We start from the raw sequence: 16,712 nt of genomic DNA, 5'->3' as shown, positions 1-16,712 counted from the left end.
GCCGCGGCGCTTAGGCCGACGGTGGCTGGCTGGAGTCGCGCAGCACAGGTTGTGGCACAAAGCGCTGAACCTGTGGCTCGGCATGGCCTCGAAGTTGTCGGATCAACTGTTCGGTGGCTTGGCGGGCAATGGTAACAATGGGCTGATCCACTGTGGTCAGTTTGGGCCAGGTCTGACGCGAGAAGGGGCTGTTCTCAAAGCCAACAATGGAGAGCTGCTGCGGGATCTTCACCCCCCCGAGCTGAGCCGCAAATAACGCTCCCGCCGCGATCTCATCGTTACAGGCAAACAGGGCGCTAGGGGGCACTGGGCGAGCCATCATGGTTTGGGCGTTACTGACGCCGGAATCAAACGAGTAGTGCCCTTCGAGGATCAGCTCTGGCTCGACCGGCAGTTGATGATCGCGCAGCGCTTGCTTATAGCCCTCGAGTCGCTCAAGGCTGGATTGGTGTTCGTTGTCGCCGCAAAGAAAGCCGATCCGCTGGTGGCCCAACTCTAATAGGTGCTCGGTAATGGCGTAAGCACCTTGTCGGTCGTCGATGTAGAGGCAGTTGGGATCGATCTTGCCCTCACCGGAGCCGGAGACGATGCGGACAAAGGCGACGTCCAGTTGCTCAAGGATGGCGACGATCTTGGCCGACTCAGAAAAGGGCGGCGTCAGCACCAGGCCCGCGACGCGCGAGCGTTTCACCAAGGCGGTGAGCTGGTCGCAGATATCGCTGGCGGTGGCGTCACTGGGGTGGATCATCAGCTCATAGTGGTTTTCTCGGCAGGCTTGGAGTATGCCGTTTTGCATATCGATGACGTAGTAGGCGTTGGGGTTGTCGTAGATAAAGCCGATGGCGTAGCTTTTGGTGCTGGCAAGGTTGCGTGCGGCGCTGTTGGGTTGGTAGTTCAGTGCCTCGATGGCTTGCTGGACCTTATCTATGGTGTCCTGGCGTACGGCCGGTTCTTGGTTGATCACCCGGGAGACGGTTTTAAATGAGACCCCCGCATGGCGGGCCACATCCTTGATGGTCACTTTCATTGCCTTCCCCGATATTACTTTTCGACAGTGTAATCGATTGAGTGTACCGGCAGATTTGGCTAGGAAGCAACGGCAGTTTATTAACAGTGGACCACAGTGTCGTGCGCGGCCAGCAGTTGCTTCCAATCCTGACTGGCTAAGGGGCGGCTGTACCAGAAGCCCTGCATCACGTCACAGCCTCGTTGCTGCAGCCAGTCGTGCTGCTCTTGGGTTTCGACCCCCTCCGCCACGACTTTGAGTTCCAGGTGCTGGGCGAGATCTAGGATGGCACTGATGATCGCGCTGTCTTGGCTGTCGCCGGGCAGGTTGGCGACAAAGCTACGATCGATCTTAAGGGTATCGACGGGGAAGCGTTTTAGGTAGGCCAGCGAAGAGTAGCCCGTACCAAAGTCATCGATGGCCAGTTTGACCCCCAGTGCTTTGAGTTTGGTCAGGGTGTCGTAGGCGTGATCCATATCCTCCATCAACAGGCTTTCGGTCAGCTCCAGCTCGATCTTGGCCGGGTCAACCTGGGTTTCTTGTAGGATGGCGGCCACCTTGTCGACAAAATCGGGCTGCTGGAACTGTTTGGCGGACAGGTTAATGGAGACCAGTAGGGGGTAGCCCTGTTGGTGCCAGTGGTGGGCTTGCTGGCAGGCCTGACGCAGCACCCAGTCCCCGATGGAGAGGATCAGCCCGCTTTGCTCTGCGACGGGAATAAAATCCGCGGGGGAGATCAGGCCTTTGTCGGGGTGGCGCCAGCGGATCAGCGCTTCGGCGCCAGATAAGGTGTCATTACTGAGGGTTTGCTGGGGTTGGTAGTGCAACATCAGTTGTTGCTGCTGCTCGGCGTGGCGTAGCTCATTTTCCAGCTCGATCATGCTTTGTTCGCGCTCTTTCATTTCCGGGCTAAACATCAGGTACGTAGCTTCTGTGTTTAGTCCCGCCTCTCGGACGGCGATATCGGCAAATTTCAGTAATCCATCCAGGCTGCGGCAGTGTTTGGGGTAGCGAACAAAGCCCTGATCCACTGAGAGATAGAAGGTGTGCAATTCATCGTCGGAGAGAAATGGGGGACTAAACTCCTGTTTGAATTCGTTGGCGACCATGTTCAGTCGTTCTTCGCTGTATTGCTCGACCAGCAGCAGAGCGAAATGGGTGCCTTCAAACCGATACAGCATCGATGGATTGTGGCCGCGGCGACAGCGGCGCAGGGCGCGCAGTAGGCGCTGGCTGATCTGCTGCATGATCTCGTCGGCGGATTGGAAGCCGATCTGGCTGGTGACACGCTGGAACTGAGTGATGGTCACTAATCCCAGTGTGAACGGGCGATCGTCGTGTTTCAGCAGGGCTTGCACGTCTTCAATAAATTGCATCCGATTGGGCAGATCGGTTAAGGCATCGTGACTAGCGCGATGGCTCAGCTCGGCGCGTGCAAGCGCCGCCTGTGACTCGTCTTTGATATGGAGCTGAACCTGATCGTCCTCCGGTAACAGCACGGCCTGAACGGTGAAAAACAGTGAGTCCAGTTGTAAGGTCCAGCTCTTTTGCAGCAGGCCGAGCTCGCCGATATCGGTGAGGTTTTCGACGAGATCGGGCAGGGGATGTTTGTCATCTAGCCGAAGCTGTGCAAACAGCTCGTTGGCTGCGGCATTACGGTACAGTATTTGCCCATTGCGACGACACCGTAGGATAGGTTCGGGGTTTTGGTCGGCAAATGAGGCCATCTTGCGCTGTTCTTTTTGGTCGATGGACACGCGGGTTAATGCCGCGGCGACCATAAACGCGGTAATGGCAATGAGTAGGGTCAGTCCGACCGCGATCCCGGTACTGGTTCTGGTGTAGTTCAGGCTACGGGTCAGAACCTGCTCGGTATGGACTTGGTGTTCGTCGATCATCTGCTGCAGCAGCGTTTGCACCTGAGGCAGGCTGGGATCGATGTGCAGCAGTTGCTGGTGACGTTGTTCGCTGCTGGGTCGCTGGGCGCGCCAGTTTTGGATCAGTTGATCTTGCTGTCTAAATAGGGCGTCGATGTTTTCCAGACGGATCTCATCGTGGCTTTGATCCGAGAGGGGCGTAATGGCTTGCGTAAAGCGTTGGCGGATCTGATCGACTTGTTGGTTAAGATCGGCCGGATCTTGGGATTTATCCATGAGCAGTAGCAACTGCTCCATGTCATGTAGGCAGGCGCTGACCTCCTGCAGTTGCAGTAGGGTCGGCAGGTGGTATTGAGCCAGTTCGTTGGTGTTGGTGTGCAGTTGCTGCCCAGATTTATACAGGCTTAAGCATTGATAGGCGGCAGTGAGACTGACGATCACCAAAAGGGCGATCAATCGCAAGCGGTAGGTTGAGAGCGTTTTCCATCTCATAATGCATCCCTGTCTGCCTCAGCGGCCCCTCCCCTTTTGTCCATGTGCCTTGGGGTCTCGACTTAAGGGTAGGTGTCTCTGCCAAGTGCTGCCAGCGGATCATGAGTGAGAGAACGCTTTTGTGTGACCGAATGTAACAGCCCGGCGCACCGGGCTGTTCGACATCGCAGGGGCTAAATGGCGAACTGTGGGGCTAGGCGGCTGTGGCCGAGACCACTGCGCTTCTCCACCGGGATCTGCACCGGAATGCGCTCTTTGAGTGCTTCGACGTGGCTGATCACGCCAATCATTTTGCCGCTGGCATTAAGTTGATCCAGTGCGTCCAATGCGGTGTCCAATGTTTGGGGATCTAGGGTGCCAAAGCCTTCATCGAGAAACAGCGAGTCGATGCGGGTCTTGTGGCTGACCAGATCCGACAATGCCAGCGCCAGTGCGAGGCTGACTAGGAAACTTTCGCCGCCGGACAGGGTTTTGGTGTCCCGCGCGGTGTCGCCCTGCCAGGTGTCCAATACCCGCAGCTCCAGTGCATCGCTGGATTTGCGTTGCAGTTGATAGCGTCCGTGCAGGCGCTGCAGCTGGCGGTTGGCCAGGTGGATCAGGTGCTCTAGCGTCAATCCTTGGGCAAAGCGACGGAATTTGTCGCCTTTGGCTGAGCCGATCAAGCTGTTCAGCCCCTGCCAGTCGTCATACGTTTCTTGTTGCTGTTCAATCTCCGCAACCAATTGTTGCAACCCATCCCGGCGCTGTTGATCGCTGTCGAGTCGCTCGCTGAGCTGACCTTGCTGGGCCAAAACAGCCTGCTGCTGCTCGCTGTGCTGTTGGGTTTGCTGCTTGAGTTGCTCGAGCTGTGCTGGCAGTGGCTGTTTGCCGCCGTTGGACAGCGCTTGGGGTTGTCGCTGCTGATGCGTAGTGACGCTTTGTTGGGCTTGCGCCAGCAACGCGTCCGCTTCATTACTGGCCCGTTCCAGTTGCTGGCGCAGGCTGAGCAGCTGCTCGCGCTCTGCCGGTGTCAGCAGCGCTTGGCTAAAGGCGAGTTCATCGGCAAAGCCGAGTGCCTCGCGGGCGGTGGTGAAGCTGAGCAGGCGCTGTTGCTGTTCATCGCGGTGTTGCGTGTGTTGCGCGCTGAGCGATTGCTGTTGGCCGCTGAGCTGGTGGTGTTGCTGTTCGGTGGCGGCCAGGGTGCGTTGCGCCTGTGCCAGCGCCTGCTCGGTCTGCTCGGTGCGCTGCTTGAGCAGGGCGCGGCCCTGCTCGACGGTTTGATCGCCAAACTGCACCCGTCGTTCATTGCGCGCCTGGGTCAATTGTTGCTCGAGTTGGTTGAGTTGCTCTTGCGCCGCTTGCCGCTGCTGGCGGAGATCGTCTAGGTGTGCGGCGTTGTGTTGCGCCTGCTGCTGTTGCACGGCCTGCTGCTGTTGCAGGCTCTGCTGCTTGGTGGTGCACTCCTGCCAGTGTTGGGTCTCGGTGGTCAATTGCGCCAGCCAGTCGCCAAGCTGATCGGCGTCCGGCAGCTCAAGCGCTAGTTCCTTCGCTTCGGTTTGCCACAGTTCGATCAGCGCGGCCTGCTCCTGTTGCAGTTGCAAAAATTGTTGCTCAAATTGCGCGCTTTGCTGGGCTAGGTGTTTGCCTTCGCTGTGACACTGCTCCAACGCCGCGTGCGCTTGCTGCTCGGCATGGATGGCCTCGGCCAGGTGCTGCGCTTGCTGCGTGGCGCGGGCATCGAGCTGGCGCAGCTGCTGCAACTGCTGGCTTTGCTGCTCCATGCCTTGCTGCCACTGTTGATGTTGCTGCGCCAGAGCTTCGCTCTGCTCCACGCTCAACGTGAGGGCCAGCGCCGCCGTGTGCGTCTGCCACTGCTCGCTCAGCCCAGTAACTTGTTCCGTCAGGCTCTGCGCTTGCTGGTTCAGTTGGGTTAGCTGCTGCTCATGATGACTGACCGCCTGCTTGGCGGCGAGGCCTGCCGCCTTGAGTTGCTCAGCCTGCTCACGCATCTGCGTCAAGCGTTGCTGGGTGTCGGAGTCCTGTTGCTGCTGATACGCCTCCACCAAGGGGTGATCGGTGGCGCCGCACAACGGGCAAGGGCTGTCCGGTTGCAGTTTGGCGCGCTCCGCTTCCAGTGATCGGATCTGCTGTTCCAGCGCGAAGCGGGCTTCCAGATCTTTCAGGTGTGGTACCTGAGCGGCGTATTGTTGGCGCTTATCGGCCAACTCTTGCTGAGCCTGTGCCAACTGCTGGCTCAGTTGGTGCTTTTGCTGCTCCAGCTGATGCAGGGCGTGCTGATCCTTGCTAAACAGCCGGGCCAGGGTTTGCAGCTCTTGCCAGTGTTTGGCTTGGGCCTGCTGCTGATGCAGCGCCTGCTCCAGTGTCTCGATATTGGCTTGCGCGCCTAGGGGTTGCTGGAACTGTGCCAGTTGGGCCTTGGCTGCATCGGCGCCCTGCTGGGCCTGAGTCCGTCGCTGTTGCTGTTCGCTCAGCGCTTGTTGCCGTTGCCGGCTTTGGGCGCGGCAATGGTTCAGCTGCTGTTGATGGCTCTGGGCTTGCTGTTGCAGCGGGGCCAGCTGCTGCTGGCGCTGCTGGTAGCCTTGCAGTCGCTGCTGCCAGGCGGACAGTTGGCTGCCCAGTGGTGCCAGATGAGCATGGCTGCTTAGATAGTGCTGTAACTGGCCCAGCTCTTGTTGCAGCGCCTGGCGCTCGGTTTGCGCCTGCTGCTCATCGGATCGCAGCTGCTCAAGCTGATTGTCCCGCTGTTGTTGCTGCTGGCTCAGGTGCGCCTGCTCCTTGCTCAGCTGGCCGATAGTCTGATCCAGCGGCATCATCTGCTCGATGATCTGCTGCTCTTCCTTCTCCTGGCGCTGCTTTTGCTCGGCCAGCGCCTGTTGGCTTTGGCTCAAGCTGCGTTGTTGCTGGCTTAGGGTGTCGCCCAGCGTAGTCAGTTGGGCACTGCGCTCGGTCAGCTCCCGCTCTAGTGCCGCCAGGGCTTGCTGGTCCTGGGTGAGCTGTTCGTGTTGCGCCCGCAGTTGCTCCGCCGGCTCACTCTGCGTGAGTTGGTCGAGCTCGGCCTGATGCGTCGTGACGTTTTGGGCGGCATCGCGCTTGCGTTGTTGGCTTTGCTCGAGGGTTTGGTCCAGCGCCTGGGCTTGGCTGAGCCATTGTTGTTGTGTCTGCAGCTCCGCCAGCGTGGCGGTGAGCGTCTGATGCTGTTGCTGCAGCCCGGCCAGTTCGTCACTGAGCGATTGGCGTACATCGGGAGTCAGCAGCTGCACCCCTTCGGCTTTGGCGCGCAGGGTGTCCAGTTGCACCTTGGCTTGGGCGGTTTGTTCAAACACCCGCTCGGAGATCCGGCCGTAGATCTCGGTGCCGGTCAGCTCCTCGAGCAGCTCGGCTCGGTCGTTGGCGTCGGCGTTAAGAAAGGCGGCGAACTGGCCTTGGGACAGCAACATGGATTTGGTGAAACGGCCGAAATCCAGGCCGGTCAGCTCGGCAACCAGCGCCAGCTTGTCCTTGACCTTGTCGGCGATGATCTTGCCATCGGATAACTGAGCCAGCTCTACCGAAGGTGGCTGCAGCTTGCCGTCGCTGGCGCCGCGGGCCCGGCGCTGGCTCCAGAAGGCACGATAACCGACGCCTTTGACTTCAAACTCGACTTCGGCCAACGCATCGGCGGTGTGCCGTGTCATCAGCTCGTTCTGGGTCGGCGAGACTTTGAGCCGCGGGGTCTCGTGGTACAGGCCCAAACAGATGGCGTCGAGCAGGGTGGTTTTGCCGGCGCCGGTGGGACCGGTAATGGCAAACAGGCCGTTGCTGGCAAAGGGCTCGGCGGTAAAGTCGATCTTCCATTCGCCCTTAAGCGAATTGAGGTTTTTAAAGCGTAGGCTGAGGATCTTCATGATTGCGCCTCCGGCTTCACCGACTCGCTGGCCGTCATGGCCTGGGCGGGATCATCCGGCTCGGACTCGGCCTCGGCCAATAGCGCCAGCGTTTGGTCGAAGCGGGCCTGCAGACGCTGCTTTCGTTGCTCGGCGGCGTCGCCGTCAAACACCTCGCTGGCCAGCCGGCGGGCGAACACGTCCTGCACCGTCAATTCGGCCAGGGTCTCTTTATCTTGCTGTTCAATGCTGTCGTTGCGGCGGTTGCGGGCGCGGCGTACCAGCAGCACTTCCACCGGCAGGGCTTCGGTCAGGGCGATAATGCGCGCTTGCAGATCGCTGAGGTAATCCTCCGCCACCACTTCGATGTCCAGCCAAGTGGTGTCTGTCTCGCCCTCAAATTGGGCTAGTTGTTGCTCGATGCTGGCCAGATCGCCTTTGAGCATCGCCATCGGCTGACTCAGCGGCACGTTCAGTGCGGATACGCTGGGGGTAGGGGCCTCAGCAAACTCGATCAACAGTACCTCTTTGTCCCGACCCAGCTCATCGAAGCTCAGCGGGATGGGGCTGCCGCAATAGCGAATGGTGTCGCTGCCGCCGATCTTCTGCGGCCGGTGGATATGGCCCAGGGCGATGTAATCGGCGGGCGGAAATGCACTGGCGGGAAAGGCATCCAGAGTGCCGATGTATAAGTCGCGCACCGACTCGCTGCTGCTGGCGCCGACAGTGGTCAGGTGGCCGGTGGCGATAATGGGCAGCCCCGGCTGATTCAGTGCGTCGCGCTGTGCCAGCGCAGCGTCGTACACCTCACGGTAGTGGCGCTCGATCTGCTGTTGCAGGCTGCGTTGCTTGTCCTGAGCGGATTGATTGGCTTCGGAGCGGACGATGTCGCGCGGGCGCAGATAGGGGATGGCACACACCAGGCCGATGGGTTGTTGCTCTGCATTGGTGACGGTCACCACTTGCTGCGCTGGTGCTTCGCTGGCGGCGGCCACCATGTCGGTGCCCAGACAGGCCAGCAGCTGCTTGGACTCGTTGAGCATGGCGACGGAGTCGTGGTTGCCACCGAGCAGGATCAGCTTGCAGCGGCGGCGCTGGATCTGCACTACAAAGGCGTTGTACAGACTGCGGGCGTAGCTGGGTGGGGTGCCGGTATCGAACAGATCGCCGGCGACGATCAGCGCATCAATGTCCAGCTGGTCGATCTGCGCAAGTAGCCAGTCAAGAAACGCCTGATGCTCAGCCGCTCGGCTTTTGCCGTAAAAGTACTGGCCCAAGTGCCAGTCGGAGGTGTGGAGGATCCGCATAAATCTGTTTGATTACCCGTAAAAAGACGCCGCTACAGCCGTAGCCGGATCCTACCTCAGAATCCGCTGACCGTCTGCGTTTTCCCGGCGATGGAGTCCGGCGGTGATCGGCTTTTGAGGCAGAGGCACAGCGGCTGGCGGCGTTATTGGGTGGTGCTGATCACCGTAGGCAGGATCACAGTGACCAGCAAGGCGGCTTCGATCGCGGCGATCAGCTCCTGAGCCGCCTGACCGGAGGGCAGATCTTGGATCAGTGCGTCGATCCTATCGGCCCGTCGCTCAGCGCTATCGCCGAAGACCGGTTGCATCAAGCCCGTGGCTTTGAGTAGGGCCAGCAGTATCGAGATCTCCGCATCCTGGAGGACATGATCGCCCTCGATGGCGTCGCGCAGACGGGCGAGTAACGCCTGCTCTGGCTGCGGGTTGCGCTCGGGAAAGGTGGTGCGACTGAAGACAAACAGCAGCGATCGCTCGCGTCGTTGCAAGATGTTGGCGTCGCACAGCAGGGTGACGGCGTCCTGTTTGAGCGTCTTCATCTCGGCTAGGCTGGCGATCCAACCTTTGAGGCTCTGAGTCTCGCCGAATTGCGCCCACCAACCGCGTGAAGGCTCTTGGTGCTGACGCAGGTGGTCTAGGCTGCGGGCTATTAGCGGATCGTCACTGTGCGCCTCGAGGCTCAGCGTCGGCTTGTGTGCGCAGTCCAGGATGATCTGTTTTTGGTAGATCAACTGCGCGATGATGGCAGTGGCCAGCCCCAGTTCGAGGTGCATGGTTTGGCTGCTGCCCTTTTCGTCATGCAGGGCGAGTAAGAGGTACGATTGATACAATGGCATGATCATGGCGAGCTTCCTTGCTGTCGATGAGGTTACATCTTAACCGCCTAATAACAATGAGACGAGGACGTGCGTCAAAGTGGAACCATGAAACGAAAGCCCAGCTCGGCGGTGGTGACTTTTTGATAGTCGAGGTGATCGGCCATTAGCTGTAGTCGAAGATATTGATTGCTGAGGTGCAGTGCTAAGGCACCCTGCTGAGGATAGAGTGCTGCGCCCCAGTTTAAGCCCGGATACTGGGTTTCAAAGCCGACGGCGGTGTAGTGGCGGCTGTGCAACTGTTGGCCGCGCACTTGATAGTGCGTGTTGCCTCGCTGGTAGCTCGCCATATAGCGGGCGCGAACCGGCATCGATTGGCTCAGATCGCCGTTGTATTCCCGGCCTTGGATGATGGGATTAACGCTGACGGAGCCGTCGGGATCAACGATGGTATCGGCGGTGTCGGCAAAGGCCTGAGTGATGGGGCTGTCGTACCAGTGGATGCGGTTATGCAGATCTTCCACCAAGCCGGAAAGCGTCAGTTGTTCGCTCAGTTGCCAAGCAAAACCGAGATCCAGGCTGTAGCCAAACTGGCTTTGCGTTGGCGGCAGGGGACGGTAGAACAGATAGTCCTTGGTGTAGGTGTAGTTAAGCTCAACCTCGCCGTAGTAGTTATCGTCGGCGCCCCGTCCGGCGTAACCTGAGGCTTCACCGTGAGTCAGGCCATTGGCCATCAGCAGCGCCGCGGCGCCGTATAGGCTAAAGCTAGGGGTGAGTTGCCACAGGTAGCTGGCTTTGAGCCCTTGGGCATCCAGCTGGTTGGCACTGAGGTGCAACTGGTACACCCGATCGGGATCGATGTACTCCTTGTTTCGGATGGCACCATAGAACGCCATGGTGTCTTTGGAGAAATCAAGGTGCCAGTCGCTGCGGGCAAACGCGGTGATGGCCCAGTTGCCCTTTTGTACCCCCAGCTCGGCTGAGCTTTGCAGGAAGGCAAACTCACCTTCCTGGTAGGGTACCTTACGGGTTTTGAGCACGTCGTAGATGGCGTTGTTGTCGGAATGGGCAAACGCCTGGTAGCGTTGATATTGGTGCCAGTCGTTGCTGTCACTGCCTTGGTAAGGCAGCACGGAGGCGGCGCTAAGCGCCATGAAGATAAAAGACATAGTGACGAGAAAAGGGAGGCAATGCCTCCCTTTGACCTAGTTAGCGGGTGTTACAGGATGGACTCGAAGGAGCCGTCGGTGTAGCGGATGGTTATCAGGCCGCTAGGATCTTCGTCGACGTCAGCGGCATGCACACCTTCAACCGTAATGGTACCGGTGATGCGACCTTCGTCGTTTTCTTCCAGCGCCATTACCACAGTGCCATCGACGTTGGTGGCGGTGATTGGCTCAATCTCACCATCGCGATCGTAGATGCCCGCGGCACCGCGGATGTTGGTGGTGGTGTCCTGATGAACCACTTTGACGTGACCATCGATTTGGCTAAACGCATCGCGCTTGACGGTCAAGTCGATAGATGCAGGGATGTTGTCGTTGTTGGCGTGGGCCACATCCACAGCGGTGAAGGCATTGATGCCGGCACGAACGTACTTCTCTTCGCTCTCTTCGGTGCGGCTCGGCTCACAATCGGTATCGACAATTAGGTCGCCCCAGATGTGACAGACCTGCTCGAAGTAAACAAAACCGTCTGGGTTGTCGATGTCGATGCCCAAGCCGATGTTGGCAAACTCATTGCCTTTAGCTAGTTCACCGTCAAAGCCTAAGCTTAGGCCGCGCAGCGAGATCTCGGTGTTGTAGAAGTCATAACCACCTTGGTTATCACCGGACCAGTTGTAGCCGTAGTCGTCCTCAAAGGCCACGATCACACCGCTGCCATCAATGCCGATATTGCCAGTGAAACTGACGTCTGTGTGCGTTAGCTCAACCTCAGCCAACTGAAAGCTCAGTTGGTCTGCGGTTAGGACTTCGGAAGAGATGGCAATGTAGCCACCATCGAGGTCTTCGTAGCCATCAACGTACTCAATCTGCACGTTATCCAGCAGGACACGGCCTTGAGCGGACAGCGCGGTCTTGTTCTCGGTGATGTTTAGAGCCTGGATGCTCATATCAATATCAGCACTGGCCTCGCCGGTGCAGACGTTGTCGTCACACGCTTCGCTTTCGTCGATATCGTCTTTGTCGATGGCTACCACCATCTCTAAGCTGTCGATGCCCACTACGGTGTAGGTGTTGCCGGAGATCTCAACGTTGTTGTGTGATCCGTCAAGGTAGGCATCGGCGATGGCCATGGCACCCAGCTCAACCTTGTAAATGATCTCTCCCATGTCGTCGCCAACAAACTCGCCCAGTTCTTCAAACTGCTCGGCAAAGTAGCGCAGGGCGTTGTTCAGATCGCCGCCGTCGGCGACGGACTTCACCACACCGCGAACGTCAGAGACGAATGCTCTGGCGGCTTTGACTTCATCCAGATCTTCTTCTGGCAGATCTGGGTCCGGCGCGATGCCGTCTTCCAGATCACCCAAGTTATCTTCGGCGTCTTCGATTTCATCTACGATGTCGCCCATCTCGATGTCGTCGTGGTGCTCGTCTACTTCTTCAACTACGTCACGGGCGCTGTTAAAGATTTCTTCAAGCGCGTCGGTGTCAACGGTGTACGTTTGACCATCAGTGGTACTCAGCAGCTCGTCCAACTCCAGCTCAGGGTTGTCCTGCTGGGCCTGCATCACAGAGGCGGAGTACACCGCAGCCAGTTGATCTTCGCTGGATGCACCTGCCATCTGCTCAGGATCGGTCAGGTCAACAGCACCAATCTCGTTGATGTGGTTGTCACCGAGGTTGAACGTCTGGCGAATGATGTCGTTGGAGCGACGAATGGTATTGGCGAAGATCCCGCTGTTACCAGACTCGGAAATAGCTTGGTTTGCCGCCAGTTCGGTCAGTGAGGTGACATTCACCACCGCGCCTTCAGCGTGGGCGGAGATCCCTGGGGTCACTGCTTTCAGCTCAAAACCGGCGTCAGGGTTAAACTGGTCGCCGAAGTTTATGCCTTCGGCACACTGAGCGATATCACAGGTCATCAGGGTATGCGCGTCGGCACGGGCGATCACCAGCAGCGGGGTTCCCGCAATAGCCTCTTTGAGTTCGTATCGACCCTGTTCATCGGTGCGGGTCTCGATGCGGAACGCGTCGTCATCGGAACAATCGGTGCTGGTGGCAGCACAGATGGTGATAGGGGCATTAGCGAGAATGCCCTTGTTGACTACGCCGGAGAAAGCGCTGGTCGCCGGTGGCACATCTGGGTTGTCGTCTTTGTTGTCGCTGCTGCCACAGCCGCTGAGCAGCAACGCCGAGGCGATGCTGGTGGCAATAAGAGAGTGTTTATAAGTCACATCAGTTTCCGTTTGAGGTATTTAGGAAGCAAACAGAGTAAGGGCGACTCACACTCTTATTTTCTAAAGTAAATGTGGGAGATTGCCCTGTTGGATGGATAATGGCTCCTGACCTGCAAAGGATGTTCGTTGCGCGGCAGGGTTGGCTACACGATGAAAACACTCCTGTGCCCTATGGTTGCCCTTTTGGCAGCAATTTCGAGTTCACCATCCAATCAACCCACGTCGACCGCATGAGTTGGCTGGCTGAGCGACACCCACGATCTGCGCTGTCGTCGTGAGGCAAGCGTGTCGCGTATGCTCTGAAGGCGCGAAAACGGATCGGATCTGGGTTGGCTGCGGGCGACTGAAGCAGCGAATGGCGAGCAAATGTGTGAATCAGTGTGAATTAAAGCGGCTTGAGCGACCTGTTCTCGGGGGAGTGGGTGGTGAGGCAGATCGCTGCTCGCATGAATTGAGCTTGTGTGGGGCTGGCGTGTGACGGGATAAATGGTCTTCATTAACAACGCGGCAATGGCGCGTGCATAGGGGACGATGTTGTCGCCTTGTTAGGGTCGTTGTGGTCAGCGTGAATGCCAAACGGAAGGCGAGTTTCGATGTGAGACGTCGAAAAATCAAGGGTTAAGCGTCACTCTTGGGAAATTGGTATTACCAATTTGTTGAGTAGATCCGCGTTCGGCCCGACGCCGTGGCGGTTGTCAAAATGTTACTGGCGGACTGGTGTTCCCGGTGAATGATGGTGGCCGCACGTTGGTGGGTGACTTGGTCTCGGTTGTGGGTGTGCGTGAGTGTTATTTTAAGAGATGTCGTTCAAAGGCGTTATTTTGTTACATGAATGTCGCTCACTCTGACATTTTGGGTGGGCTTACGCCGTAGTGGCGTTTTTTTTTAATTTTTGTGAAGGAAGATTACAGCGAAAGGCTTGCGTCGGGTCGGTAGAGTGTTGATAGTGGCAGCGAGTTTTGAGGTCGGGTTGATACGATTCGAAAGCGGTTCGATCCGGAAGGCGAAAGCACTTCCAGTGTGTTGATTGATTGTGATCAATTGACATGCCCAGGGATGAGATCGAATGGGGTGGAGATGCATAAAGGTTGGCATTTCTGCGAAGCGAAGATCGGATACCGACAATAAAAAGACGGCAACAATAGCACCCAAGGTGTAGTAAGCCGTTGGTTGACACTTGAAGAGATAGAGATGATGGCAGTTAAGACTCTAAAGCTAACTCCTGTGGCGGCGTTCCTGGCGCTGACCTTCACTGGCGCTCATGCCATGGCCGAAGACGGCATGAATGAGGTGGATGGTGATGTAGAAGTTATTCGTGTATCCGGTACCCGTGCGTCCCTGTCTGAGGCGATGAACGAAAAACGTTTCTCCGACGCCCAGGTGGACGTGATCGCCGCGGAAGATATCGGCGTCATGCCTGATCCCGATATCGGCGATTCCCTCGAGCGTGTGGCCGGTGTTCAGGTACAGCGCAGCGAGAACGGCGAAGCCCGTGAAGTAAACGTGCGTGGTCTGCCGGGTTACTTCACCAAGACCCTGTACAACGGCCGTAGCATCTCTACACCTTTGAATTCCAACCGTAACTTCTCTTACCAGATCATGCCATCCGCCTTTATTTCACAGGTCTCTGTGCAGAAAAGCTCTGCTGCAGATCTGAATGAAGGTGGTATTTCCGGTACCGTGGATATGCGCAGTCACCGCGCCTTTATGGCCAATGATCGTGTCGTTCGCGCTGTCGCCAAAACGACCTATGACGGTAATACCGGTGAGTTTGGCCCTGATCTGAGTTTTATCTTCTCCGATAAGTTTGCCGACGACACCATTGGTATCGCCTTCGGTGCTAACTACCTGAAGGAAGACAACCACACCCAGATCCAGAACGGTAACCAGTATGGCTCCAAGTGGTGGAACGATCCGGAAGACAGTGATGCAGAACGTCTGTACGGCACCAGCCAACTGCGCTACGAGTTGAACAACTCAGAGCGTGAGCGTGCCGCGGTGTTTGCCAACATCGAGTGGCGCCCGACCGACAACCTGTCTCTGTTTGCAGAAAGCTTCTACACCGATTATCAAAGTGCGGAAAATCGCCAGCGTTTTGCCTTTAACACCGGTACTCAGACCCAGTTGAAGGACTACGAAGAGGTTATGGTTGACGGCAACCGCTACGTCACTCAGATGACTCTGGATGGTGTGAACAGCTTCGTCGAAGCCTCACCGATTTCACGTGATGCCGATGTCATGGTGAACACCTTTGAAGCGCAGTACGAACTTGGCGACTGGCAGATCAAGGGCGCTTACAGCATGGTGCGCTCCGACATGCTGTGGAATGCCTCCGGCCTGAAGTCGGATCTGGTTTCCTCTATGGACAATGTCACCTTCTACGGCACCGGCCGCAGCCCTTGGGGAACGGATTACGGTAACCTGGATGAGATCGGACTGGATCTGACCAACCCCAGCAGCTACGGCGCGATGTATCTGGACAGCTCCAACTTCGGCACCACCCAGGAGAGCAACTCCGACACCGTGGCACTGGATGCCACCCGCTTTACCGACATCACCCTAGGTGATCACGCGGTGATCACCAAAATGTCGTTTGGTGCCAGCTACGCGATGGAAGAGATGAAAGAGCGCAGCTACGACGTGAACCTCGATGAGAGCCAGTTTGCCGAGATGGTTGAGGCACTGGGTCTGAACACGCCAGGCTTTGTTCACGCCCGTCCGGCCAATGGCGATTGGTTTGACGGCGCCAATGGCACTGCCTTTGGCCCACGTAACTGGATCACCCCGGACGTGGATGGCCTGTTTGCTCAGACCAACTTTGCCGCAGTGCGGGCCTTTGCCGAAGCTGAGCAGGCGCGATGTGATGCCAATGTCGATTGTACCAATAAGAGCTTTGCTGCTTACGAAGATAACCTGTTCGAAGATACCCTGGCGGCCTACTTCCGCGCTGACTTCGAGATCGGCTATAACCTGACCGGTAACATTGGTCTGCGCTACGTCCGTACCGAGCAGATCACCGAGAAAATGGATGTCGACTGGACTCAGGGCCTTTACGTGACCGGCTCCAATAACAACGGACCGACATACGACTTCGTCGCTGAGCGTGAATTCCACACCGCAACCCAGACCGACCACCAGTTCTTGCCGAGCCTGAACCTGAAGTACGACATGCGTGATGACATGGATTTCCGCTTCGGTGTCAGCCGCACCATGGCACGTCCGAACAAGAACGATCTGGTGGGTTCTACCCGCGTCAGCACCCCTGATGGTGAGCCAACCATCAACACCACCGAGGCGACCTTGGACCCGTTCATCGCCAACAATGTGGACATGACTTGGTCTTGGTTCTACAACGAGGACTCCATGGTCTCTGCGGCGTACTTCTATAAGAACTTGGAAACCTTTGTTCGCATGGTTGAGCGCTATGAAGAGGTTTCTGTTGAAGGCCAGGACGATCCTATTGAAGTATTGGTGCGCAGTCGCAGCAATGAAGAGGGTTTGGACCTGCACGGCTTGGAACTGGCTTATCAAACCGCCTTTAGCAACCTGCCAGGGCTGCTGAGCAACACCGGTTTGCAGGCCAACTACACCTTTATCCACAACTCCGAGCCGGAGCTGCTGGCTGCCGCGTCAGAGCACAACGCCAACGTGACCCTGTACTACAGCACCCGTGCTCTTGATCTGCGCCTGTCGCACAACTACCGTGCGGGCTACCTGCAAAACGCTGCGGATGGTCTGATCCCTGCCACTTACTATGATGATCAGAACCGTACCACCCTGGCGGCCAGTTACCGTCCTGTGCGTGGTCTGCGTCTGACCGCGTCGGTGAGCAACCTGTTTGATAACGACAGCCACATCTACACCGATGGTGGCATTACCCGAGCGTTTAACGATGCGGGCCGTAAATTCAACATGGGTATGGTGTACAGCTTCTAAAACTGCACACTAAACAGCG

At 57.5% G+C, this 16,712-nt stretch carries 8 protein-coding genes; 1 reads left to right on the top strand and 7 read right to left on the bottom strand.

Features of this window, described 5'->3' with window-relative positions; all coding sequences use genetic code 11:
• Positions 1–10 precede the first annotated feature (10 nt).
• From ABEA08_RS01125 to ABEA08_RS01095, 7 genes are all read right to left on the bottom strand, one after another.
• Positions 11–1,027, bottom strand: a complete 1,017-nt coding sequence (locus tag ABEA08_RS01125) for a LacI family DNA-binding transcriptional regulator (protein ID WP_345332395.1) — start codon at positions 1,025–1,027, stop codon at positions 11–13.
• Between the two features lie 80 nt (positions 1,028–1,107).
• Entirely contained in the window at positions 1,108–3,375 is a 2,268-nt protein-coding gene (locus tag ABEA08_RS01120) for a putative bifunctional diguanylate cyclase/phosphodiesterase (RefSeq protein WP_345332392.1), read from the bottom strand.
• Between the two features lie 173 nt (positions 3,376–3,548).
• Complete coding sequence (locus ABEA08_RS01115; protein ID WP_345332391.1) at positions 3,549–7,259, bottom strand: SbcC/MukB-like Walker B domain-containing protein; 3,711 nt, start codon at positions 7,257–7,259, stop codon at positions 3,549–3,551.
• The gene (gene sbcD, locus ABEA08_RS01110) at positions 7,256–8,545 is read right to left on the bottom strand and encodes an exonuclease subunit SbcD (RefSeq protein WP_345332390.1); all 1,290 of its coding nucleotides are present in this window, start codon (positions 8,543–8,545) and stop codon (positions 7,256–7,258) included. The genes ABEA08_RS01115 and sbcD overlap by 4 nt, the downstream gene beginning before the upstream one ends.
• Positions 8,546–8,688: 143 nt before the next feature.
• Positions 8,689–9,384 carry a GOLPH3/VPS74 family protein gene (locus ABEA08_RS01105; protein WP_345332389.1) on the bottom strand — a complete coding sequence of 232 codons (696 nt, stop codon included), beginning with the start codon at positions 9,382–9,384 and terminating at the stop codon, positions 8,689–8,691.
• Positions 9,385–9,452: 68 nt separating this feature from the next.
• On the bottom strand, positions 9,453–10,526 hold the full coding sequence (locus tag ABEA08_RS01100; protein ID WP_345332386.1) for a TonB-dependent receptor: 1,074 nt from the start codon (positions 10,524–10,526) through the stop codon (positions 9,453–9,455).
• A gap of 50 nt (positions 10,527–10,576) precedes the next feature.
• Positions 10,577–12,754, bottom strand: coding sequence for a GCIP family protein (locus ABEA08_RS01095; protein ID WP_345332383.1), 2,178 nt, complete (start codon positions 12,752–12,754; stop codon positions 10,577–10,579).
• Positions 12,755–13,951: 1,197 nt separating this feature from the next.
• Between ABEA08_RS01095 and ABEA08_RS01090 the strand changes: the two genes are divergently transcribed.
• Positions 13,952–16,693 carry a TonB-dependent receptor gene (locus tag ABEA08_RS01090; protein WP_345332380.1) on the top strand — a complete coding sequence of 914 codons (2,742 nt, stop codon included), beginning with the start codon at positions 13,952–13,954 and terminating at the stop codon, positions 16,691–16,693.
• Positions 16,694–16,712: the final 19 nt, after the last annotated feature.

Origin of the sequence: Ferrimonas pelagia (assembly GCF_039543565.1) — a bacterium.
Classification (GTDB): Bacteria; Pseudomonadota; Gammaproteobacteria; order Enterobacterales; family Shewanellaceae; genus Ferrimonas; species Ferrimonas pelagia.
Note: the sequence above shows the minus strand (reverse complement) of the source record. Positions and strands in the feature narration are given on the sequence as shown.